General features: G+C 49.9%; 19 protein-coding genes. 9 read left to right on the forward strand and 10 right to left on the reverse strand.

Features of this window, described 5'->3' with window-relative positions; all coding sequences use genetic code 11:
* Window positions 1–5: 5 nt before the first annotated feature.
* Both ABDZ76_RS08770 and ABDZ76_RS08775 read right to left on the reverse strand, forming a co-directional pair.
* Window positions 6–509, reverse strand: a complete 504-nt coding sequence (locus ABDZ76_RS08770; RefSeq protein WP_343804422.1) for a CinA family protein — start codon at window positions 507–509, stop codon at window positions 6–8.
* Window positions 506–1,804 (reverse strand): bifunctional 2-C-methyl-D-erythritol 4-phosphate cytidylyltransferase/2-C-methyl-D-erythritol 2,4-cyclodiphosphate synthase, encoded by a 1,299-nt coding sequence (locus ABDZ76_RS08775; protein WP_374844610.1) that lies wholly within the window; start codon window positions 1,802–1,804, stop codon window positions 506–508. Before ABDZ76_RS08775 ends, ABDZ76_RS08770 begins: the two co-directional genes overlap by 4 nt.
* Before the next feature lie 108 nt (window positions 1,805–1,912).
* Here ABDZ76_RS08775 and dusB point away from each other — a divergent pair, with 108 nt between their 5' ends.
* From dusB to ntrC, 3 genes are read left to right on the forward strand one after another with little or no spacing between them, the layout of a single operon-like run.
* On the forward strand, window positions 1,913–2,905 hold the full coding sequence (gene dusB / locus ABDZ76_RS08780) for a tRNA dihydrouridine synthase DusB (RefSeq protein ID WP_343804424.1): 993 nt from the start codon (window positions 1,913–1,915) through the stop codon (window positions 2,903–2,905).
* A gap of 1 nt (window position 2,906) precedes the next feature.
* Window positions 2,907–4,019, forward strand: a complete 1,113-nt coding sequence (locus ABDZ76_RS08785) for a two-component system sensor histidine kinase NtrB (RefSeq protein ID WP_343804426.1) — start codon at window positions 2,907–2,909, stop codon at window positions 4,017–4,019.
* Window positions 4,016–5,488 carry a nitrogen regulation protein NR(I) gene (gene ntrC / locus ABDZ76_RS08790; protein ID WP_343804428.1) on the forward strand — a complete coding sequence of 491 codons (1,473 nt, stop codon included), beginning with the start codon at window positions 4,016–4,018 and terminating at the stop codon, window positions 5,486–5,488. The genes ABDZ76_RS08785 and ntrC overlap by 4 nt, the downstream gene beginning before the upstream one ends.
* Window positions 5,489–6,105: 617 nt before the next feature.
* Here the strand turns inward: ntrC and ABDZ76_RS08795 are convergent.
* Window positions 6,106–7,314: an FAD-dependent monooxygenase gene (locus tag ABDZ76_RS08795; protein WP_343804430.1), complete on the reverse strand. Its 1,209-nt coding sequence runs from the start codon at window positions 7,312–7,314 to the stop codon at window positions 6,106–6,108.
* 18 nt (window positions 7,315–7,332) lie between these two features.
* A complete protein-coding gene (locus ABDZ76_RS08800; RefSeq protein WP_343804432.1) occupies window positions 7,333–7,587 on the reverse strand; it encodes a zinc-finger domain-containing protein in 255 nt (84 codons plus the stop codon).
* A gap of 251 nt (window positions 7,588–7,838) precedes the next feature.
* On the opposite strand from ABDZ76_RS08800, the gene ABDZ76_RS08805 reads away from it, so the two are divergent.
* Window positions 7,839–10,040 (forward strand): RNA degradosome polyphosphate kinase, encoded by a 2,202-nt coding sequence (locus tag ABDZ76_RS08805; RefSeq protein ID WP_343804757.1) that lies wholly within the window; start codon window positions 7,839–7,841, stop codon window positions 10,038–10,040.
* Window positions 10,040–11,575, forward strand: coding sequence for an exopolyphosphatase (gene ppx / locus ABDZ76_RS08810; protein WP_343804434.1), 1,536 nt, complete (start codon window positions 10,040–10,042; stop codon window positions 11,573–11,575). The genes ABDZ76_RS08805 and ppx overlap by 1 nt, the downstream gene beginning before the upstream one ends.
* A 117-nt stretch (window positions 11,576–11,692) precedes the next feature.
* Here the strand turns inward: ppx and rnd are convergent, their stop codons facing one another.
* Window positions 11,693–12,844 (reverse strand): ribonuclease D, encoded by a 1,152-nt coding sequence (rnd, locus tag ABDZ76_RS08815; protein WP_343804436.1) that lies wholly within the window; start codon window positions 12,842–12,844, stop codon window positions 11,693–11,695.
* Window positions 12,845–13,052: 208 nt separating this feature from the next.
* Between rnd and aspS the strand changes: the two genes are divergently transcribed.
* Window positions 13,053–14,840, forward strand: coding sequence for an aspartate--tRNA ligase (gene aspS / locus ABDZ76_RS08820; RefSeq protein WP_343804438.1), 1,788 nt, complete (start codon window positions 13,053–13,055; stop codon window positions 14,838–14,840).
* Between the two features lie 118 nt (window positions 14,841–14,958).
* On the opposite strand, the gene ABDZ76_RS08825 is transcribed toward aspS, so the two are convergent.
* Window positions 14,959–16,137, reverse strand: a complete 1,179-nt coding sequence (locus ABDZ76_RS08825) for a hypothetical protein (protein ID WP_343804440.1) — start codon at window positions 16,135–16,137, stop codon at window positions 14,959–14,961.
* Between the two features lie 223 nt (window positions 16,138–16,360).
* Here ABDZ76_RS08825 and parC point away from each other — a divergent pair, with 223 nt between their 5' ends.
* Window positions 16,361–18,673 carry a DNA topoisomerase IV subunit A gene (parC, locus tag ABDZ76_RS08830; RefSeq protein WP_343804442.1) on the forward strand — a complete coding sequence of 771 codons (2,313 nt, stop codon included), beginning with the start codon at window positions 16,361–16,363 and terminating at the stop codon, window positions 18,671–18,673.
* A 66-nt stretch (window positions 18,674–18,739) separates the two neighbouring features.
* Here parC and ABDZ76_RS08835 read toward each other — a convergent pair whose 3' ends face one another.
* The 4 genes from ABDZ76_RS08835 to hemB form a co-directional block, all read right to left on the reverse strand.
* The gene (locus tag ABDZ76_RS08835) at window positions 18,740–19,636 is read right to left on the reverse strand and encodes a DMT family transporter (RefSeq protein WP_343804446.1); all 897 of its coding nucleotides are present in this window, start codon (window positions 19,634–19,636) and stop codon (window positions 18,740–18,742) included.
* Between the two features lie 70 nt (window positions 19,637–19,706).
* The gene (locus ABDZ76_RS08840; RefSeq protein ID WP_343804448.1) at window positions 19,707–20,453 is read right to left on the reverse strand and encodes an arginyltransferase; all 747 of its coding nucleotides are present in this window, start codon (window positions 20,451–20,453) and stop codon (window positions 19,707–19,709) included.
* Between the two features lie 211 nt (window positions 20,454–20,664).
* The gene (locus ABDZ76_RS08845) at window positions 20,665–21,120 is read right to left on the reverse strand and encodes an RDD family protein (RefSeq protein WP_374844609.1); all 456 of its coding nucleotides are present in this window, start codon (window positions 21,118–21,120) and stop codon (window positions 20,665–20,667) included.
* Between the two features lie 143 nt (window positions 21,121–21,263).
* Complete coding sequence (gene hemB, locus ABDZ76_RS08850; RefSeq protein WP_343804452.1) at window positions 21,264–22,319, reverse strand: porphobilinogen synthase; 1,056 nt, start codon at window positions 22,317–22,319, stop codon at window positions 21,264–21,266.
* Window positions 22,320–22,562: 243 nt separating this feature from the next.
* Between hemB and ABDZ76_RS08855 the strand changes: the two genes are divergently transcribed.
* Entirely contained in the window at window positions 22,563–23,609 is a 1,047-nt protein-coding gene (locus tag ABDZ76_RS08855; protein WP_343804454.1) for an enoyl-CoA hydratase/isomerase family protein, read from the forward strand.
* Window positions 23,609–24,043, forward strand: a complete 435-nt coding sequence (locus ABDZ76_RS08860) for a DUF6163 family protein (RefSeq protein ID WP_343804759.1) — start codon at window positions 23,609–23,611, stop codon at window positions 24,041–24,043. The genes ABDZ76_RS08855 and ABDZ76_RS08860 overlap by 1 nt, the downstream gene beginning before the upstream one ends.
* The last annotated feature ends 120 nt before the right edge of the window (window positions 24,044–24,163 follow it).

Below are 24,163 nucleotides of genomic sequence, written 5' to 3' on the forward strand. Positions count from 1 at the left end.
CCGCTTTAATTTTGACTGATATTTTCCAAAATCAAATCAAGTGCTGTAAGCACAGTTAAGTGCCGGATTTCTGCGCGCGTTTTGTCCGCTCCAAAACGGCATTCACGATGCAGGACTGTGCTTTTCCTGCGCAGAGCGCTGGCAATATGCACAAGGCCGACAGGCTTTGCATCCGAGCCGCCGCCCGGGCCTGCAACGCCAGTTACCGCCACGCTGACAGATGCTTTAGATTGTTGCAGCGCACCTTGCGCCATGGCAAGAGCGACTTCTTTGGAAACGGCACCTTTGTCATTAATGAGTGCGGCGGGAACGCCAATCATTGTGGTTTTAGCCGCATTGGAATAGGTGATAAAGCCGCGATCCACCACATCGGATGATCCGGCAATATCCGTGAGGCTCGCTATAATCATGCCGCCTGTGCAAGATTCAGCCGTTGCCACCATGAAACCTGCCTTACGGCAGGCTTCCAGCACTTCATTTGCTTTTACCTCAGCGATGAGTTCGCTCATAAAACATCCTCATGAGCTGGCACTTCACCCGGATAGACAACAGTTGCAGTCACAATCGCAGCAATACCTTCACCACGGCCTAAAAAGCCGAGCTTTTCATTGGTGGTGGCTTTGACCGAAATACGATCAGCACTGATATTGAGAATTTGAGCGAGGCTTTTCGTCATGGCAGGGCGGTGCGGGCCAATCTTTGGTTCTTCGCAGATCAGCGTCACATCGGTATTGGTGATGCGGCCACCGGCTTCACGCACTAGCTTCACAGCAAATTCGAGAAAAATATGCGAAGCGGCACCCTTCCACTGCGGCTCGGATGGCGGAAAATGTGTGCCAATATCGCCGGCGCCACGGGTGGCAAGCAGCGCATCAGTGAGCGCATGAAAGCCGACATCAGCATCGGAATGGCCGGAGAGCTTTTTATCAAACGGAATTTCAACGCCGCATAAAGTGACAAAGTCACCTTCTTCAAAGGCATGCACATCGTAGCCATTGCCGGTGCGCACATCCGGGAAGAAGCTTGGCGCATTGTTTAAGCGCTGATTGGCCATTTCAATATCCTTTGCCCATGTCAGTTTGGTGTTGTCGGCAGAGCCTTCAATAATGGTAACAGCCAGCCCATGCCATTCGGCAATGGCGGCATCATCGGTAAAATCAGTTAAACCCGCTTTGAGCGCTTTGCTATGGGCTTCAAAAATCGGCGCATAAGGGAATGCTTGCGGGGTTTGTGCGGCATAGAGACCGGCGCGTGGCACAGTTTTTTGTACCATACCATCGGTGTCTGCCTGCTTGAGTGTGTCTGATACAGCAAGGGCTGGTAATACACCGCTTGATGGCTGCAAATTGCTGATGATGCGGCCAAGCAAATCCAAAGTTACAAACGGGCGCACACCATCATGAATCATCACATAATCAGGCTTGTCTTCAGCCAGTGCCAAAAGGCCAAGCTGGGTGGATTCCTGACGGGTCGGGCCGCCGGTGACAACCAGAATGCGCGGATCTGTAATAGGGCAGGCCGCCTGATAAAGCGCTTTATCATCAGCATGGATGACAATGACAATTTTGGAGAGGGCATCACATTGCAAAAATGTTGCAAGCGTGCGCATCAAAACTGCCTGATTGCCGATGCGGCGATATTGCTTCGGGCCTTCAACGCTTTGTCCGGCGCGTTCCCCGCGTCCGGCAGCGACGATCACTGCTGCTGTCTTCAAAGTTGCATTGCCTTCAATTAAATTAAGCCTTAAGAGCGATTTAAAGCTTAGAGAGAAAAAATGCCAGCCAAGGAATGTATTTAGGCACATAAGTGTGGGTGTTTTATTGCGTTTGGATCGTGTATTGCTTAAATAATAGGCAGTTTTAAAACTGCCCAAATAACAGGCACTCCTAAAGATAAGTGACAACAGGCAAGAATGACACTCCTTAATCAACCCATTTCGATTGCAGGCGTTGAGCTGCCGAACCGCGTGTTCTTGGCGCCGATGTCGGGTGTGTCGGATTTGCCGTTTCGCCGCCGTGCGGCGGCTGCCGGTGCCGGTGTGGTGGTGTCGGAGATGGTGGCCAGTGCTGAACTGTGCGCCCGCCATTCTGAAAGCATGTTACGCCTTAATGGCGAGGGGCTTGGTACGCATGTGGTGCAGCTGGCCGGACGTGAAGCCCATTGGATGGGCGAGGCCGCTAAAATTGCTGAAGGCGAAGGCGCAGACATTATTGATATCAATATGGGTTGCCCTGCCAAAAAGGTGACAGGTGGTTATTCCGGCTCGGCGCTGATGCGTGATCTTGATCATGCCATGACGCTGGTGGAAGCAACGGTGAATGCCGTGAACGTGCCGGTGACATTAAAAATGCGTCTCGGCTGGGATGAAAACAGCATCAATGCGCCGGAATTGGCAAAGCGGGCGGAAGCTGCCGGCATTGCGATGATTACCGTGCATGGGCGCACCCGCAATCAGTTTTATGAAGGCCATGCCGATTGGGATGCTATTGCGGCGGTGCGGGCAGAAATCAAACTGCCACTGGTTGCCAATGGAGATGTGGGCACGACAGCGGATGCGCAGGAGATTTTGCGTCGCTCTGGCGCTGATGCGGTGATGGTGGGGCGCGCAAGTTATGGTCAGCCTTGGCTGGCAGGGGCTATTGCTGCCGATGCGCCACAGCATTTTTCTGATAAAAACGAAATTTTATCATATATTATAATGCATTATGAGGACATGCTGAAGCATTATGGCGACCGCACCGGCATTCGTCATTCGCGCAAGCATCTGGGCTGGTATCTGGATCGCCATATTGGTGCTCAGCTCCTTCCGGCAGATCGCGCCAGCATTATGACCCTGACTGATCCGCACCAAGTCATTGCGTTGCTCACCGAGATTTTCAATAAAACCGCTGATATGGCGGCTTGAAATGGACGCAGTGCCATTAAGCTTGCTCGTACTTGATAGCCTTAATCAGGCGATTATCGTGCTGAATAAGCAAAATCATATTATCTATGCCAATCTGGAGGCAGAAGTTTTCTTCAAAACCGGTGCGGCGATGTTGCGCCGTCAGGAACTGGCACAGCTTTTGCCTGTGGGTTCGCCGCTGATTGCGATGGTGGAACAATCGCGCGCGCGTGATGTTCCGTGTCAGGAGTATAGGCTCGATCTTTCATCGCCGCGGCTGGGTGATGATAAAATCACCGATATTTATATGCGTCCTCTCGTGGAAATGCCGGGGCATATGCTGCTGGTTTTTAAAGAAAAGACCTTGGCTGAGAAAATCGAGCGGCAATTATCCTATCGGGGTGCGGCGCAATCGGTGTCGGGTCTGGCTTCTATGCTGGCACATGAAATTAAAAACCCGCTTTCAGGTATTCGTGGTGCGGCGCAATTGCTGGAAACTGTGGTGGAGCCTTCCGATCAGCCGCTGACTGTGCTGATCCGCGATGAGGCTGACCGGATAGTTAAACTGGTTGATCGGATGGAGATTTTTTCCGACGAGCGACCGGTGGAAAAAGAGCCGGTGAATATTCATAATATTCTAAGCCATGTGCGCGCATTGGCGGTGCATGGCTTTGGCAAGTCTATCGATTTTATCGAGGATTATGATCCCTCATTGCCGCCGGTTCTGGCCAACCGCGATCAGCTTGTGCAGGTGGTTTTAAATCTGGTTAAAAACGCTGCCGAGGCGATTGGCAAGCGCACGGACGGTGAGATCATTTTAAAAAGCGCTTACAAGCCTGGTTTGCATTTTGTACGCACAGAGCAGCAGCAAAAAGTCTCACTGCCGTTGGAAATTACTGTCAGCGATAATGGTGGTGGTGTGCCAGCTGATATGCTGCCGCATTTGTTTGATCCTTTTATAACCGGCAAAACCAATGGTTCTGGTTTGGGGCTGGCGCTGGTGGCAAAGATCGTGCGTGAACATGGTGGCGTGATTGAATGTGATAGCCAAAACGGGCGCACTCTATTCCGCATGCTTATGCCGATGTGGACGGGTGAGATGGGACAAACGGACAGGTCGGGGAGTGCGAGATGACCAGCAAAGATCAGTTGAACACGATTATTGTGGCTGATGATGATGGTGCGATCCGAACCGTTTTGAACCATGCGCTTACCCGTGCCGGTTACCGCGTTTTATTGGCGGAAAATGCGGCAGCACTTTGGCAATTTATGCTGGCCGGTGAGGGCGGCTTGGTTATCACCGATGTAGTGATGCCGGATGAGAATGTGTTTGATGTTATTCCGCGCATTAAAACCCTGCGGCCTGATTTGCCGATTGTGGTGATGAGTGCGCAAAACACCTTCATGACGGCAGTGCAGGCCAATGAGGCAGGCGCATATGAATATTTGCCCAAACCATTTGATCTCAATGAATTGTTGCAGGTGGTTGAACGTGCCTTAGCGATGAAGGCACAAAAATTAAGCGCTAATACGCCTGATGATCTGGCTGAACCCATGCCGCTCGTTGGTCGTTCGCAAGCCATGCAGGATGTTTACCGCGTTGTTGCGCGGATGATGGGTTCTGATCTGACCGTGTTGATTACCGGTCAATCTGGTACGGGGAAGGAACTGATTGCCCGTGCCCTGCATGATTATGGGCGCCGTGCCAAAGCACCGTTTGTGGCGGTCAATATGGCGGCTATTCCGCGTGATCTGATCGAATCGGAATTGTTTGGTCATGAAAAAGGTGCGTTTACCGGCGCTTTTCAACGCGCCAGCGGTCGTTTTGAACAAGCGGAAGGCGGCACGTTATTTCTGGATGAAATCGGCGATATGCCGATGGAAGCGCAAACGCGGCTGTTACGCGTGTTGCAGCAGGGCGAATATACGAGTGTGGGCGGTCATAAGCCGATCAAAACCAATGTGCGCATTGTGGCGGCAACCAATCAGAACCTAACCCAATTGATGAGCCGTAATCTGTTCCGTGAAGACCTTTATTACCGGCTGAATGTGGTGCCGCTTAAAATTCCGAGCCTGCGTGAGCGGTGTGAGGATATACCCGATCTGATCCGGCATTTTTTCCGTTTAGGGCGTGCACAAAATCTTGAAGAAAAGCAGATTTCACCCAAAGCGATGGAACTTCTGCAACAGCATAGTTGGCCGGGCAATGTGCGCGAACTGGAAAATCTGGTGCGCCGCCTGAGTGTGCTTTATCCGCAAAATGAAATCGGCGAGGATGTCATTAAAGCTGAATTGAGTGTCGGCTTTGAAGGGCAGGGTATCAGCGCTTTTGCGGGCAATGCAGGGCTGGCAGCAAGTGAAGTTGATTTCACAACTCTGCTGGAACATCACATGCAGGCTTTGTTTGATCAGGGTTTGCCGGAAAGCGGTCTTTATCAGCGCATTATTGAAGAGGTGGAGCGGCCATTGATTGCCGCCTGCCTGCTGGCAACACGCGGCAACCAGATTAAGGCGGCAGATGTATTGGGGCTTAACCGCAATACATTGCGCAAAAAAATCCGTGATCTGAACGTGGATATTTATCGTGAGAATGGCTCAGAGTGATTTTTTAAGGTCGTTTTTGGGTAAGACCGGCTCTGTTTAATAGAATCATTCTGAAAACAGCCCCACGCATTCATGATGATTCGTGCAGTGCGTGCGGAATACGCGCTTGCAAAAAATTGCTGCATCCACAGGGGATATTTTGCAAAAATAATCAAAAACGCAGTTCATTTTAGAATTTTGAACAAACTGTCATTTAAGGGGTTGCGTTTTGATTATGTTAATCCTATAAAAACAGTGTCATTAAGAGGTTTTTGCGTAACTCCTTGTAAAGCAAGGGGATTATGCATTTACCTCATTTTGCAATGCGAATATTGCATAGGATTTGAATATCACTTCGGTGGAATTTGGACAAAAAAAAGCAAGGCTTTCGCCTTGCTATTAAATTCGCGCCCGATCTGTACCCGTTTCCGGTGGCAGCGTAATTCGCGCCTAGATCAATCCTCCCAAGACTTTGACCGCGTAGTAAGAGTAGTTTGTTCTACTCTCTCAGTTGTATTTAGAAATTAACCTACATTTCAATGTTTGTCACGGAAAATCTTTAGTCGCGTCACATTTTAGACATGATTAAATTATGTTGAGCCCTATATACAGGATATTAGTGACAGCTTAAATTCTGTCTATTCTGATAGTTGATCGGCTTTATAAGCATAGAGCCAGTCCAGATCGCTGAGCAGGGATTCAGGTGAGCGCAACTTGAAAACCAGATTACGCGCAATGGCGACAGCACCGCTGGCATTATAAGCAAATTTATTGAAAGCGCCCCGTTTGGCGACAGACTGAATACGTTTCAATCGTGTGGAATTATAAGTGCTTAGCGCCTGCGGCCAGAGATTTTGGTTCAAGGGCAAGTACGCAGCAAGGCTGAAGGCGTCTTCAATCGCCATAGCAGCCCCTTGCGCAGCGAAAGGCGTAACGGCATGAGATGCGTCACCCAGCAGCACAAAGCGGTTGCTGACGACGAAATGCGGTTCTGCCATCTGAAAGAGCGGCCAATATGTCCACTGTTTGTTTTGCGCGATAATATCCCGAATAGCCGGATGCCAGTTTTGATATTCGGATGTTAGTTTTTGATGGTCGCCTGATTTGTCCCAACTTTTATCGCTGACCTGACCGCGGGTAATGGCGACAAAATTATAAGCGCTGCCGGCTTTGACCGGATAGGCGATAAAATGCCGGTCAGCTCCAAGCCATGCAGAGACGGCAGTTTGCTGGTTGATGGCTTGTAGAAAGCTTTGCGGCAGACCGGCTTTTTCAACGCTTAAGCGCCATGCTATATGGCCGCTGAATTCCGGTGCCGGTAAGGGTGAGCGTAGTTTAGACCATACGCCATCGCAACCAAGCAGCAGAGCGCCGTCATACTGCTCGTCTAAGCCATTATGAAGGACGGTGAGGCTGATGCCATTGCTATGTTCTTGAAATTGCACCGCTTCGCAGCCAAGCCGGATACTGATATCGGGATTGTCCTGACAGGTGCTTAAAAGAGCCGATTGTAAATCGGCGCGGTGGCATACAACATAAGGCGCACCCCATCGATGCACTGCCGCATCCAACGACATAGATGTCAGCGTTTTGGCGCTTTTGCCATCTTTGAGCAGGAGCGCTTGTGGTGTCACGGCTAAAGGTGTGAGTTTTTCCATCACGCCAAGGCGCTGAAGCAGCCTTGTGGCATTTGGCGCCAGTTGCAGACCGGCACCAATTTCTGAAAATTCAGCCGCTTTATCAAAAAGACAAACAGAAAAACCCTTATTCGCAAAAGCCAGTGCTGCTGTCAGACCGGCAACGCCGCCACCAGCGATGAGAACGGTTGGTTTTGCAGTGTTTTTCATTTTTGTTGTCGTTGCTGTTTAAGCAACCTTTGCTGTGTCGCTCACATAGGCGCAGCCAGCCGGCACAGTGGTGGTTGCATCAAGCTTGCTGTTGTAGCGGTAATGTGTGGAGCAATAAGGGCATACGGCCTCTGCCTCTGCACCCATATCGATAAACACATGCGGATGATCAAATGGCGGATTAGCGCCAACGCACATAAATTCCTTAACACCGATTTCAATAGCACGATGGCCGTCGCTGTTTTGAAAGTGAGGGATGATATGATCGGACATTGATAGCTCCGTTGCTTTAACCACGGTAATTAAAAAGTCTGTTGTTTGCCTGTAACCCGCCTGTAGCTTGGCTGCAACCAGCTTGACTTGTTTTGAGAAGCGATTTTATCTCTTCTAACTATTATTTGTCATTTTTGCTATAAAACTGTCATATGAAATGTCCATAGGTTGCAAACAATACCCAAATCAGGTTGCAACGGGATGGTTAGATCATGAATGATACGGCAGTGATGCAAAATTCGGAGCTGGAAATGGTGAATTCTGCTGAGGTCGTCGTTGCGGAAGAGCCGGTTTCTCTGGCGCATAGTCCGGCGAGATTCGTGAACCGGGAATTTTCCTGGTTACAGTTTAATCATCGGGTGCTGGAAGAAGCCTCAAATAAACGCCAGCCTCTGCTGGAACGGGTGCGTTTTCTTTCTATTTCTGCCGCCAATCTGGATGAGTTTTTCATGGTGCGCATTGCAGGTCTTGCAGCGCAGGTGCGTGAAGGCGTGGTGACACGTACGCCCGATGGCCGCACGCCGGAAGAACAGCTTGATTTTATTTTGTGCGAAGTGGGCAAATTGCAGCATGCGCAGCAGGTCTGCTTGTCAAACCTGCGTCAGGAATTGCTGGCGGAAAAAATCGAGATCGTCCGTCCTAATGCGATGACCAAAAAAGAACAGAAATGGCTTGAAACCCATTTTCAGGAAACCATTTTTCCGGTTCTCACCCCACTGTCGATTGATCCGGCGCATCCGTTTCCGTTCATTCCGAATTTGGGCTTTTCTATTGCGTTGCAACTGAGCCGCCAAAAAGATAAGCGCAATATGACCGCTTTGTTGCGTTTGCCGATTGCATTGAAGCGCTTCATCCAGTTACCGAATGAAAAAAGCCATCGTTTCGTGACTTTGGAAGATACGGTGAGCTTGTTTATTGGCAAACTGTTTCCGGGTTATGAAGTGGCTGAAGCGGGAACATTCCGCATCATTCGCGACAGCGATATTGAATTGCAGGAAGAAGCGGAAGATCTGGTGCGCTTGTTTGAAAGCGCTTTGAAACGCCGCCGCCATGGCGAAGTGATCCGCATCGAGTTTGATTCCGATATTTCCGAAAATTTGCGCGATCTGGTGGCGACCGAACTGGGTGTCTCGCAAAAGCGTGTCAGCGTTCTGGAAGGGTTGTTGGCACTCAATACTATTTCGGAGCTCATCAATGTTCCGCGTAATGATTTGAAATTCGTTACTTATAATCCGCGTTTCCCTGAGCGTATTCGTGAGCATGGCGGCAATTGCATGGCCGCTATTCGTGAAAAAGATATTATTGTTCATCATCCTTATGAGTCTTTTGATGTGGTGGTGCAGTTTCTGCGCCAAGCGGCACAAGACCCGGATGTGCTAGCGATCAAACAAACGCTTTACCGTACCTCCAATGACAGCCCGATTGTGCGTGCTTTGATTGATGCGGCGGAGGCCGGAAAATCAGTAACGGCTTTGGTTGAACTGAAAGCCCGCTTTGACGAAGAAGCCAATATTCGCTGGGCGCGTGATATGGAACGTGCTGGTGTGCAGGTGGTTTTCGGCTTTATTGACTGGAAAACGCACTCAAAAATGTCGCTGGTGGTGCGCCGTGAAAACCAGAAATTGCGCACCTATGTGCATCTGGGCACCGGCAATTATCATCCGGTAACCGCTAAAGTTTATACGGATTTGTCGTTTTTCACCTCTGATCCGGTGATCGCCGGTGATGTTGCCAATATTTTCAACTTCATCACCGGTTATACGCAGCCATCCGACGAGATGCAGATTGCGATTTCACCGCTGACCTTGCGTGGCCGTATTCTCAAGCATATTGAAGATGAGATTACTCACGCCAAAGCAGGGCGCAAAGGCTCGATCTGGATGAAGATGAACTCGCTGGTTGATCCGCAAATCATCGATGCGCTTTATCGTGCCAGCACGGCGGGCGTTGAGATTGAGCTGGTGGTGCGCGGCATTTGCTGTCTGCGTCCGGGTGTGCCGGGTCTATCTGAAAATATCCGCGCCAAGTCGATTGTCGGTCGCTTTTTGGAGCATAGCCGGATATTCTGTTTCGGTAATGGTCATGAGCTGCCGTCCGAACACGCGATCGTTTATATTGGCTCGGCTGATATGATGCCGCGCAATCTGGATCGTCGTGTCGAGACCTTGGTGCCGATTACCAATCCGACCGTTCATCAGCAGATTTTATCGCAGATCATGCTGGCAAATGTTGTCGATAATCAGCAAAGCTATGAGTTGCTGGCTGATGGCACATCACGCCGGATAGAAACAGCAGAGGGTGAAGAAGCCTTCAATGCACAGGAATATTTTATGACGAATCCGAGCCTTTCCGGCCGTGGCAAGTCGCTTAAATCTTCTGCACCGCGCTTGATTGCGCTGCGAAAACGGGCACAAGCCGCACAAGCTGCCCAAACCGAAAGAACCTCAAGCTAATGTCCAACCCTCCGTCTGCTCAAGGTCGCCTCAAAGGCTTACGTCCGGTTGCCGTTATTGATATTGGCTCCAACTCTGTCCGTGTTGTGGTTTATGAAGGGGTAGTGCGGTCGCCGACCGTATTGTTCAACGAAAAAATCCTCTGCGGACTGGGTAAAGGCTTGGCCAAAACAGGGCGGCTGAACGACAAGTCGGTTGAAGATGCCTTGCGGGCGCTGAAACGGTTTCGCGCTTTGGCCGAACAGGCCGGCGCGATTTCGCTGCATGTGATTGCGACAGCGGCGGCGCGTGAAGCGGAAAACGGGCCGGATTTTATTGCGCAGGCAGAGGCTATTTTAGGCCGTCATATTGAAGTGCTGAGCGGCAAGGAAGAGGCGACCTATTCGGCAGATGGGGTGATTTCGGGTTTTTATAATCCGCATGGCATCACCGGTGACTTAGGCGGTGGTTCGCTGGAACTGGTGCAGGTAAGCGGCCATGATATTGGTGAAGGCATTACGCTGCCGCTGGGTGGTTTGCGTTTGCAGGATATGTCAAATGACAATCTGGAAGAGGCGGCCAAAATTGCCCGCTCGCATTTAAGCAAAGCGGATTTGCTCAAAAAGGCGCAAGGCCAGATTTTCTATGCGGTTGGGGGAACATGGCGTAACCTTGCCAAGCTTTATATGACATCGAAAAAATATCCGCTCAATGTCATGCATGGCTATGAAATTCCGCTGAAAGAAGCGCAGACCTTTTTAACGCGGGTGGCCAAAGGCGATGTTGATAAAATGCGCGGCATTGAAGCGGTTTCAAAAAACCGTCGTCAATTGCTGGCCTTTGGTGCGACAGTGCTTTTGGAAGTCTTGCGCCGCATGAAGCCGTCAAAGATTGTTTTTTCGGCGCTTGGTGTGCGTGAAGGCTATCTTTATTCGCTTTTGCCGAAGAATGAGCAAAGGCTTGATCCGCTATTGGCTTCAGCCGAAGAACTCGCCATTTTGCGTTCGCGTTCGCCGCGCCATGCGCGTGAGCTTGCAGCATGGACAACCATGTCGCTTAAAGCGCTTGGATATGATGAAACCGAAGACGAGGGGCGCTATCGGCAAGCCGCCTGTTTGCTGGCAGATATCAGCTGGCGCGCACATCCTGATTATCGCGGTTCGCAGGCTTTAAACATTATCGCGCATAGTTCCTTTGGCGGCATTGATCATGCGGGGCGCTCATTTATGGCGCTTGCCAATTATTATCGCCATGAAGGCTTGGTCGATGATGATGTGGCACCGGAAATTCTCACCCTTGCTACGCCGCGCTTACGTGAACGTGCGCGTTTGCTGGGTGCGTTGCTGCGTGTGGTTTATTTGTTGTCAGCTTCGATGCCGGGCGTTATTCCGCGGCTCTATTGGGTTGGCAGTGGCGATGAATATGCACTGATGGTGCCGGCTGATCTGGCTGATCTTGTTTCCGACCGCCCGATTGGCCGTTTGCAGCAATTGGCTAAAGTGACAGGCAAGAAACTGTCATATGAAATAGAAGTCGAACTCGACAAAGCCGATTAGAGTATAATTTTGAAATATGAGAGCGACCTTTGTGTGCCAAGTCTGGCACACGGTGTTTTAATGAAAAAGCCGCATCAAGATGCGGCTTTTTTCATAATCCGATTGCTTGATTAAAAATCAAGATTCAACGGTGGTGATGCTACGGTTTTCAAACTTGATGCTGAGTTTACCATTAATCAGATCAAGGGCTTTCTGGCCGAAAACCTCACGACGCCAGCCGCTTAAAGCTGCCACTTTGGCTTTTTCGCCTTCGCTGGCAATTTTGTCGATATCATCCGAATTGGCAACGATTTTAGCCGCAACGCCATGTTTTTCGGTGGTGAGTTTTAACAGCACTTTAAGAAGATCGGCCGCCGCAGCAGAACCTTCCTGCGAATGGGTTTGCTTTGGCAATTTCGGCAGCTCTTCTTTAGGAATTGCCAGCGCTGTTTGAATAGCAACCAGCAGACTTGCGCCTTGTGCTGAGCGTTCCCAACCCTTTGGAATGGTACGCAAACGGCCCAAGGCTTCCAGATCACGCGGCTGTTGCTGGGCAATTTCGCCGATAGCGTCATCCTTGATGACACGGCCACGCGGCACATTACGTTCACGCGCTTCACGTTCACGCCATGCAGCAACCGATTTCAAAATGGCCAGTTCCATTGGCTTGCGCACGCGATATTTAACGCGCTTCCACGCATCATCAGGATGGAGATCATAGGTTTCAACGGCAGTTAGAATTGCCATTTCTTCCTTGACCCAATCACTGCGACCGTCTTTTTCAAGCTGTTCTTTCAGATGCAGATAAACATCGCGCAAATGCGTGACATCAGCCAGCGCATAATCAAGCTGCTTGTCGGTCAGCGGGCGACGGCGCCAGTCGGTAAAGCGTGAGGTTTTGTCAATATGAGCACCGGTGACTTTGGAAACCAGTGCGTCATAAGAAATGGCATCACCAAAGCCGCAAACCATCGCGGCAACTTGTGAATCAAACACCGGCTCAGGGATGAGATTACCCAAATGATAGATGATTTCGATGTCCTGGCGCGCGGCATGAAAGACTTTGACAATGTCTTTATTGCCCATCAGCTTGAAAAATGAACTCAAATCCAGACCGGGCGCCAGAGCATCCACCAAAGCGGTTGCATCCGGCGAGGCCATCTGGATCAGGCACAGTTCTGGCCAGAAGGTTGTTTCACGGATAAATTCCGTATCAACTGTGACGAAATTAGATTTCGACAGTGCTTCAATTGCCTCTTCGAGGTCTTGCGTGGTGGTGATCAGTGTCATGACATTTTCTATAAAGAAAGCGGCGTGCTTTGTCGCGCCTGTTTGTATAAAAATGGTGTATTATGCACTTTATAAGGTAAAACTGCTCAACTTCACAAGGTAAGATAAGCACTGCGCACTTGACAAAAGTGAGCCAAAATGCGCTTGTCCGATAGAATTTGCAGCCTCTTGCCTGCACAGAGTTTTTTATATTTAAAAGGCAGACATCATGCACCCTTATCGCAGCCATACCTGCGCAGCCCTTCGTAAAGAGGATGTTGGTTCCAACGTCCGTTTGTCCGGCTGGGTTCATCGCGTCCGAGACCATGGCGGGATTCTTTTTATCGATCTTCGTGATCATTATGGTCTGACCCAGATTGTAGCCGATCCTGAATCACCTGCATTTAAAGTCGCGGAAACCGTACGCGGCGAGTGGGTTATCCGTGTGGATGGTGAAGTTGTTGCTCGTGCAGACGATGCAGTAAATGAAAATCTGCCAACCGGTGCTATTGAAATTGTTGCCACCAATATCGAAGTTCTGGCCGCTGCCAAAGAGCTGCCATTGCCGGTATTCGGTGAACCTGACTATCCGGAAGATATTCGTCTGAAATACCGCTTCCTCGATTTGCGCCGCGAAACGCTGCACAAAAACATGATGAAGCGCAGCAAGATCATTGCTTCGATGCGCCGTCATATGAACGAGCTCGGCTTCAACGAATTTTCGACACCGATTCTGACCGCTTCTTCACCGGAAGGCGCACGCGACTTCCTCGTGCCGAGCCGTCTGCATGAAGGTGAGTTTTACGCTCTGCCACAGGCACCGCAGCAGTATAAGCAGCTGTTGATGGTTGCAGGTTTTGACCGTTACTTCCAGGTCGCACCGTGCTTCCGCGATGAAGACCCGCGTGCTGACCGTTTCTACGGTGAATTCTACCAGCTCGATCTGGAAATGAGCTTTGTAACTCAGGAAGAAATCTGGGATACAATGGAACCTGTGATGCGCGGCATTTTCGAAGAATTTGCTGAAGGCAAGCCGGTTACACAGAAATTCCGTCGTATTGCTTATGATGATGCTATCCGCACCTATGGTTCGGATAAGCCTGATTTGCGTAACCCGATCGAAATTCAGCAGGTAACTGAACATTTTGCCGGTTCCGGCTTTAAAGTTTTCGCCAATATGATTGCCAACGACCCTAAAGTGGAAGTTTGGGCAATTCCTGCGAAAACCGGTGGTTCACGTGCATTCTGTGATCGTATGAACTCATGGGCGCAGGGCGAAGGCCAGCCGGGTCTTGGCTACATCTTCTGGCGTAAAGAAGGCGACAAGCTGGAAGGCGCTGGTCCGATTGCTAAAAACATCGGCGAAGAACGTACCGAAGCAATCCGCGTTCAGATGGGCCTTGGTGATGGTGATGCCTGCTTCTTCGTGGCTGGCGACCCTGCTAAGTTCTATTCCTTCGCAGGTGCTGCCCGCACACGCGCTGGTGAAGAACTGAACCTCGTTGACCGTGATCGTTTTGAACTGGCCTGGATCATCGATTTCCCGTTCTACGAATGGGACGAAGACAATAAGAAGCTCGACTTCGCGCACAACCCGTTCTCCATGCCGCAGGGCGGTTTGGATGCATTGGAAAACCAAGATCCGCTCAGCATTAAAGCTTACCAGTATGATCTGGTCTGTAACGGTTATGAGCTGGCTTCGGGTTCGATCCGTAACCAGTTGCCGGAAGTTATGGTCAAAGCCTTTGAAAAAGTGGGCTTGAGCCAGCAGGATGTTGAAGAGCGCTTTGGTGGCCTCTACCGCGCGTTCCAGTATGGCGCACCTCCGCATGGTGGTATGGCTGCTGGTATCGACCGCGTTGTAATGCTGCTTTGCGGCGTGCAGAACCTGCGTGAAATTGCGCTGTTCCCGATGAACCAGCAGGCTGTTGATTTGCTGATGGGTGCACCTGCACCAGCAACACCGGCACAGCTGCGCGATCTGCATATCCGCCTCAATCCTGCTCAGAAGAACTGATTGTAAACAATTGTTTTTACAAAATAAAATGGCCGCGTAAGCGGCCATTTTTTTATGAATAATATTTAGATTAAAAAAACCTCCGCTTAAGAAAGCGGAGGTTTTTGTTTTTGACAGATTAGTCGTTAGCCGAGATCGAAACTTTGAGAAGCTGGATGATCTTGGTCGGATCAATCGTTGCTGTTGCAACGAGGGAAGCGATCGAAACAGCTTTGTCCGGTGAAGCCTTCAGGGTGAAGGACTTTGGATCGTCAAAGTATTTTTCTGCTGCAACTTTTACGCTTTCAGCAAATTCAGGATTGTTCAGCTGCATAGCCATCAAAGGCACGAGCATCTTAGCCTGTTCGCGCAGCATCTGCGGTTCAGTGCCCTGCTGCTGTGCGTAGAAGTCAAACAATTTGTTAGTCAGCGACTGGTCTTCAAAGCGGATGGTAAGGTCTTTGATGGTCAGCTGTTCGGCAAGGCCGAGCAGGGCAAGGCCGCTTGCTGCATCATCAGTACCGGCTTCCAGCATTGTTTCCTGTGTTTTCTGCACAGCTTCAACAAATGCCAGATCATAGCCGCCGATTTCACTGGTCAGGGACAGCTTACCGAGGTCTTTGATGTCTGCATCAAATTTGTCGAGAGTAGCAACGCCGGTTTCCGGCAACCATGTACCATTGGAAGCAATCGTTGCATTCAGCTCATTCATGCCGAAATCAGGCATGCTGCTGTCTTTTTCGATGTTTTCCAAGTTCATGTGAATGCGGCCGACATTCCAGCTATAGTCGATCTTTTTGCCGTCTTTGTTGCTGAAAGTGGCCTCAATGCCTTCCATCAGCAGGCTTACATCATCTTCACCGATGATTTCGAGCTTTTTGATGTGGGCTGTGTCATAGAATGACATTTTGTCGAGAGCGGATTTTGCATTTTCAGCAGGCACGGTGAAACCGGTTGAGCTGACACCTTCGATAACCAGTTTGCCGGTTTTCTTGCCTTCGTCCTGCAGGTCAGCAGACATGTCAGGAATAATCAGCTCGCCAATGCGGTAGCCGCCATCTTTGGTTTCTTCGACATTCTTCAAAGTGACATCGCCAACTTCGAAAGTTTCATCCGGCAGGGCGGTCATGGCAACTTTAACGCCGCGCAGCTGCACAGCCGAAGCATCGCCTTCAGCAGCGGTGTAGCTGATTTCCGCGCCTTGCTTGGAGTAAAGGGATTTGATGCGTTCAGCGACAGCATTTGCATCCAGTGCAAATGCCGACGTGCTCATCAGCAATGAAGCCGCAGTGGCTGAAATAAAATATTTCATTTTCATTTTTATTGACCTGTTAATATTGGAAGGATGTCAAAGTCAAATTGTTTGATAGTAACTTATTTACTTTTTTCCTACTCATAAATTAGGATGAGTTGTTAACTGTCGTGATTTTTGACAATTCCGGCCATAGAACATGAAGTTAGAAACAGATTTATGACTTTAAACTGTTGGCTTGATCGGTTCTTGACTTGCCGTCGAATCGCCTAATTGGTATTCATTTCACATGGGAAAAAGTTTGATTCCGCCTGGTGGCGGCGATAATCACATTGAGCCGGTTAATTTAAAATCAGCTCTGGAAGAGCGGTATCTCGCTTATGCACTGTCCACGATCATGCATCGTGCGCTGCCGGATGTGCGCGACGGTTTGAAACCCGTCCATCGGCGCATTATCCACGCTATGCGCTTGCTGCGTCTCAATCCTGATCAGGCCTATGCAAAATGCGCCCGTATTGTCGGTGACGTGATGGGTAAATTCCATCCGCACGGTGATGCGTCGATTTATGATGCCTTGGTGCGTCTGGCGCAGGATTTTGCTGTGCGCTATCCGTTGGTGGACGGGCAGGGCAACTTCGGTAACATCGACGGCGATAATGCGGCGGCGATGCGTTATACCGAAGCGCGTATGACGGAAGTGGCAACACTTCTGATGGAAGGCATTCAGGAAAATGCCATCGACTTCCGCCCGACCTATAATGAAGAAGATGAAGAGCCGATTGTTTTGCCCGGCGCTTTTCCAAATCTTCTGGCCAACGGCTCGTCCGGTATTGCTGTTGGTATGGCGACATCCATTCCGCCGCATAATGTGGCTGAGCTTTGCTCGTCGGCGCTTTATCTGATTAACCATCCTGATGCTTCTGTTGAAGATCTGATGACTACGCAAGAACAGTGGGAAGCGATCAAACAGGAAGCTGTGACTGATCCTGATGCTTTGCTGAAAACCAAAGTGCGCGGGCCGGATTTTCCGACCGGCGGTGTATTGGTTGAAACGCCAGACAATATTCTGGAAGCCTATCGCACCGGACGCGGCGCCTTCCGCACCCGTGCGAAATGGGAAAAGGAAGAGGGTAATCGCGGCACTTGGGTGATTGTGGTTACTGAAATTCCGTATCAGGTGCAAAAGTCGCGCTTGATTGAGAAGATCGCCGAACTTTTGATCGCCAAAAAGCTGCCGCTTCTTGACGATGTGCGCGATGAATCTGCGGAAGATATCCGGCTTGTGCTGGAGCCTAAGAACCGCACGGTTGATCCGGAATTATTGATGGAATCACTGTTCAAGCTCACCGAGCTTGAAAGCCGGTTCTCGCTCAATCTCAACGTGCTGTCGCATGGTAAAGTGCCGAATGTGCTTTCTCTTGACGGTGTGCTGCGTGAGTGGCTTGAGCACCGCAAAGAGGTGCTGATCCGACGCTCAGAATATCGTAAAGCCGAGATTGAAAGACGCCTTGAAGTTTTGGGCGGCTATCTGGTCGCTTATCTCAATCTGGATGAAGTGATCCGGATTATCCGCGAGGAAGATGAGCCGAAACAAGAGTTGATGCGCACTTTTGAGCTCAGCGATTTGCAGGCTGAATCGATCCTCAACATGCGGTTGCGCTCTTTACGCAAACTCGAAGAGTTTGAAATCCGTAAAGAACATGACGGCTTGTCAAAGGAGAAAAAAGAGATTGAAGAGCTGCTCGCTTCCGGCACCAAGCAATGGAAGAAGATCAGCAGCGAGATCAAAGCCGTTCGTGAGAAATATGGTCCTAAAACTCTGTTAGGGGCGCGCCGTACGCATTTTGCTGAAGCGCCAAGCCATGATCTGCAAGATATTCAGCAGGCGATGATCGAGAAAGAACCGGTCACCATTGTGGTTTCTGAAAAAGGCTGGTTGCGTGCAATGAAGGGGCATTTGCCGGATTTCAGCACGCTGGCTTTTAAGGAAGGTGACAAGCTGAAGCTGGCTTTCCATGCGGAAACGACAGACAAGATCTTGTTCTTCACCACTGGCGGTAAGTTCTACACGCTGGGTGCCAATACGCTGCCGGGTGGACGTGGTCACGGTGATCCGATCCGTATTCTGGTGGATATGGAAAATGATCAGGATATTCTGACCGCTTTTGTGCATGATCCTTCGGCTAAATTGCTGCTGTCATCGCATTTGGGCTATGGTTTCATCATTCCTGAAAGCGATACGGTTGCTAATACCCGTAAGGGCAGACAGATTATGAATGTCAAAGCGCCGGATGAAGCAAAAATCTGCATGCGCGTTGAAGGCGATCATGTGGCTGTTATCGGTGAAAACCGCAAAATGGTGGTCTTCCCGATGAGCGAAATTCCGGAACTGACCCGCGGTAAGGGCGTTCGGTTGCAGCGCTATAAGGATGGCGGCGTATCCGACATTCGTGGCTTTGCGATGGATGCTGGTTTGTCATGGCAGGATTCTGCCGGACGTACCTTCACCCGCTCCAAGGAAGAGCTGCTTGAATGGATGGGCGCGCGTGCCACTGCCGGTCGTGTGGTGCCGAAAGGTTTCCCGCGTTCAGGCAAGTTCTGATCGGCTGGCAATAAAAATTGAAAAAGCGGGATATGGCGACATGTCCCGCTTTTTTTATATGTCTGCTCAGGCGAAGGCTTTTCGGCGAGCCCGATGTTTGCGCAATTGCCATGTGGAATGGCTGAGCAATGCAGTGATCATGATTGCGCCGCCTGTAAGCGTGGCGGTGCTTGGCACTTCCTGAAAGATCATCCAGACCCAGATCGGCGCTAAAATTGTCTCAAGCAGATAGAACATCGCAACTTCCGGCCCTGAGAGATAGCGCGGGCCGGTGGCAAGACAGATGAAGGCAACGGGCAAAATCAGTGCGCCATCAAGTGCGATCCATTTGACATCATTGATCTGATAGCCGGTTTTCGTCACAACGAAATAGAGGGCGACCGCGCAGGGCAGGCAGGTGGCGATAATGGCGGCAAGCCCCATCTCTTTACTGGTGGTGCGGCTGATCGTAATGGCTGAGGCAAGGCAGGTGGTTGCCAGAAGAGCTACCATGTCGCCGAACCAGCCACCGGAAGAAACGCCATCACTGACGATAATCAGCACGCCGATAACCATAAAAAACATTGTAATAAAAGTGGCGCGGCTTGGGCGTTCTTTTAAAAATACCCAGCCTAAAATGGCCGAAACCATCGGGTTGAGCGCAAGGATGAAAACCAGATTGGCGGTTGAGGTATTAAACACTGCGGTGACAAAACAAGTGGCGGAAAGGCCATAGAGCAGGGCAACGATAATGCCGGTTTTGCCGGGTATTAATGTTTGTTTTTTGCCGGTCAGCAATGACCAGACAGCCCAGATGACAAGGCTTGCGATAAAGGTGAGGCCTGCGCGCACCATAATGACCGACCATGCATTGCCGTCGGCCAGTTTGATCAGTGGAATATCAACCGTTAAAAATAAACCGCCTATCGCGGTGATGAGCAAACCTTTGACATGATTGCCACTCTTCTGAACTGAGCCAGACAAATCTCCCCCTCATGTTTTTTTATGGGTCTTGCGCCCTTTGTTTTATGCGTTGGATCGCATGTTTTTTAACTTATTCCACGCGCTCCCAGCCGCGCGGTCCTAATTGCTCCTGCGGGCGAAAACGGATTTTATATTCCATTTTACGTGAACCATTAACCCAATAACCGAGATAAACATGCGGCAGCCCATATTGGCGCGCACGCTGTAAATGGTCGAGGATCATATAAGTGCCAAGCGAGCGTGTGTGCAGCTCCGGTTTATAGAAGGAATAAACCATCGAAAGACCGTCGGTGAGCACATCGGTGAGGGCAACGGCAATCAGCTCGCCTTCACCTTTGCCGGTGATGAAACTGTCAGGGCCACGGCGGCGATATTCAATCACTTTGGTGTTCACATGGGTGTCTTCCACCATCATGGTGTAATCTTGCACCGACATGCCGGACATGCCGCCATCGCGGTGGCGGGCTTCAAGATATTCATGAAATAAAGAATATTGATCGCTATTGCTAACAGCGCCATTAACAGTGCCAACCAGATCGCTGTTATTTTGCCATATACGCTTCATCGAACGGTTCATTTTGAACTCGTCGGTAATAATGCGCACGGATACACAGGCCTGACAATTTTCACATACAGGGCGATAGGCAATATTTTGCGAGCGACGAAAGCCGCCTTGCGTCAGAAGATCATTGATCTCAGATGCTTTGGAGCCGGTTAAATGCGTAAAGACCTTACGCTCGACCTTATCTTCCAAATAAGGGCAAGGGGCGGGAGCCGTCAGAAAAAACTGCGGTGTGTTCTGGATATGCTGGGTCATGCATTAACCGTGATAAATGCCAGGACTGAAATCATCATGGTCGCCTGTTCTTAAGATAAGTTCACCCTAATTTATTATTATATTATAATAAGATATGCGGATTCGTTGATGCTCATGCTCCGCATGCACTCATGTGCTTAGAATGATACGACTATTTAAAAGGTCAAGTAGGAATTATTGCTTAGGCTTTTGCAATATGCGTTTATTGCCTTTAACGCAGACCTAACCTGTCGGAACGGACAACCACTGTGCCAAGCAAAAGATCGTGCAAAGTGCGTTTGCGATCAAGAAACAGGGTGGCAAACAGAATCAGTGGCGTCAGAACGGTATTGAGTGCCCAGAACAAAACGCTATGCACGATAGCCAGCATGCCGTCAACGCGCTGACCATCAAGGCGCATCAGGCGGATATTCATGGCGCGCATGCCAAGAGTTGCCTGCTGCTGACCGCCCATCGTATAAGCGATATAGCTCAGTGCAACCAGCGGGAAGATGATGGCGTAAAGCATCCAGCCAAGGCCGAGTGTTAACACACCCAAAATGGCAATGATGATTGCAGCCGGAATGGTAAGCATGAAAATAATGGCATAATCGATCAGAAAAGCGAAAATTCTGCGCGTACGCACGCCGTCGAATAAAGCGTAATTCGTCAGCTGTGTATCCTGCATGTCATTTCTGTATGTCTGGTAAGACATTGGCCATCTCTCATTAAAAAACAGCCGCACCAAATCGTACGGCTGTTTAAAGATGGTTTGTTTATGTGCCTTTTTCAAGGGAAGCAGTAAAAGTGCGGTTTTATTCACGCATCCGATTATTTGCCGATATGCCAGCCCTGATGAATTTTCTCAGCAGCTTCAAAGGCATAATAGGTCAAAATACCGTCGCAGCCTGCACGTTTAAAAGCCATCAGGCTTTCCATCATGGCTGCTTCTTCATTGATCCAGCCATTGCGGCCTGCGGCTTTGATCATCGAATATTCGCCGGATACCTGATAGGCAAAAGTCGGCACATGGAATGTGCTTTTCAGACGATGGATGATGTCGAGATATGGCAGACCCGGCTTGACCATCAGCATATCTGCGCCTTCCATCAGATCCTGCTCGGCTTCGCGCACGGCTTCGTCGGTGTTGGCCGGTGAAATGTAATAGGTTTTCTTATCACCCTTCAAAAGGCCAAGCGTGCCGATCGCATCACGATATGGGCCATAGAAAGCGGAGGCGAATTTGGTGGCATAAGACAGGATTGGAATATCCTGAAAACCGTTGGCATCAAGCGCATCACGGATAAGACCGATACGGCCATCCATCATATCGGAAGGGGCGATAATGTCCGTGCCGGCTTCAGCCTGCGCCAGTGCGCCGCGCACAATCATTTCCGCCGATTCATCATTGACGATAATACCGTCGCGCAAGATACCGTCGTGACCATGAGTGGTGAAGGGATCAAGAGCTGCATCGGTGATGATGCCCAGTTCCGGCACTTCTTTTTTAATCGCACGGATGGCGCGGTTAATCAGATTGTCCGGATCAGCTATATAGCTGCCATCGTCTGATTTAACATCGGCGCTTTCACGCGGAAAAGGAGCAATGGCCGGAATACCAAGTTTGGCTGCTTTTTCTGCCATGCGTACGGCCATATCTACAGAATAGCGCGAAACGCCCGGCATGGCTTCAATCGGTTCTTCAACCTTTTCGCCGCCGGTGAGGAAAAAAGGCAAAATCAGATCATCGACCGACAGATGATTTTCCTGCACCATACGACGCGACCAGCCGGTTTTACGCATACGGCGCAAACGGCGGCCTTGCGTGGTCTCATCAATGGCTTGGGTGGTTGCGGATGGTGTCTTCATGGAAGCGGGTTTAGTCATTATCGGTCCCCCTGTAGATGATGGGATACAATGTCAAACTGCTGCAAAAATCATTTGCGAGGTCATTTTGGCGTGAAAAAACAATAAAAAGAACCGGCCAAATTCTTGAAGAAGAGCGAGTCCGGTTCAATTGCCCCTTGCTTATCATGGGAAAACTGCATTATCCAAGAATAATATTTTTAGCGGCATTGGCACAGTAAAGTTTGCTTTTTACTCCCGCAGTTTAAATCATGAGAGGAAGAAATGCAGATTAACTTTGGCGCAGATGATCAAATCCTCTTTGAACAGCACGGAACAATCGGACTGATCCGGTTAACGCGACCTAAATCGCTGAACGCGCTTACCCATGAAATGATCAAAGCCATCCGACGCGCTTTGCAGGCGTGGAAAGATGATCAGTCTGTTACGGCTGTTTTGATTGAAGGCGAGGGGCGCGCTTTTTGTGCCGGCGGCGATGTGGTTGAGGTTTATCATCTTGGTCGTCAGGGCACATATGAATTTCAGATGTTTGCCGACGAATATAGCATGAATGCAGAGATTGCAGCTTTTCCGAAGCCTTATATCTCGCTGCTGGACGGCATTACGATGGGCGGTGGCGCTGGTGTTTCTGTGCATGGCACACACCGCATTGTGACGGAAAACACTAAATTTGCGATGCCTGAATCAGCAATCGGCTTTTTCACCGATGTGGGGGCGAGTGCATTTTTGCCGCCGTTGGAAGGGCATTTTGGCACTTATCTGGCCTTAACCGGTAATATCATCCTCTGGGGCGATTGCTTGCAAAGCGGCATCGCCACCCATGCGATGAAAAGCGAGCAGGTGGCGGAGTTCCGCCGTGTGTTGTTTGCTACCGGTGATATTGATCAGGCATTGGTGCATCTTGAATATCCGGATTTTGAAACATCTGTTGATGATCGTGCACTCATTGCTGATTGTTTTGGCCATGATACTTTGGCGGCTTGTTTGTCGGCTTTGAAAGATGCAGCCACGACAAGCTCATTTGCTGCCAGCGCTTTGGACGTACTTGCCAAGCGTTCGCCAACCAGTGTGGCGGTTATTTTTGAACAAATGAAACGGGCAAAGTCGCTTTCATTCAAAGAGCGTATGCAGATGGAATATCGCCTTGCTTGCAATATGATCGAAAAGCCTGATTTTTATGAAGGTGTGCGGGCAGCATTGGTTGAAAAAGGTACGCAGCCAGTTTGGACACCTGCAAACCTTGATGATGTGAGCCCCGACATGGTCAGCCATTATTTTTCACCCTTGAGCCACGGGGAACTTGAGCTTTGATGCACGAAGAAACATTGCGCCAGAGTTTGCGCCCGACAATGGCTGAAACAGGCTTGCTTTGGTTCATCCGTCTGCTGGCAATATATTCAATTGCGTGCGGTCTTTATTACTGGGTGCGCTTGATCGGTGTTTATCCGGGGCTGTTATGGCGCTTTGATCTGATGCCATGGCAATGGCAGACCGCTTTTGTTGGTCTTGCAATTTTGTTTCCGGTGGCTGCAACGGGGCTGTGGTTGCGCGCGGCCTGGGGACCGGTGATCTGGTTTGTCGCTGCAAGCATAGAAATCGGCATTTATAGTTATTGGGCGCGGATGTTTGAATACAGGCCGGAGATCGTTGCTGTTAATGTTGCCTGTATTTTGCTTTATATTGTTTTACGTGGCATTTTGTTCTGGCAAAAAAGACAGCAGAATAATTTCCGTTTTACCGATTAAGGTTGATCTACGCTAATGTGGTGTCACTATGTGTCAGATTTGCAACAAATTGCGGGCACATGAAGATAGAAGGCACCTGAGCGGGGTTTGCGCGTTGTTACTGCTTGAAACCTGCATGAC

The organism is Paenochrobactrum glaciei, from assembly GCF_039522165.1.
Classification (GTDB): domain Bacteria; phylum Pseudomonadota; class Alphaproteobacteria; order Rhizobiales; family Rhizobiaceae; genus Paenochrobactrum; species Paenochrobactrum glaciei.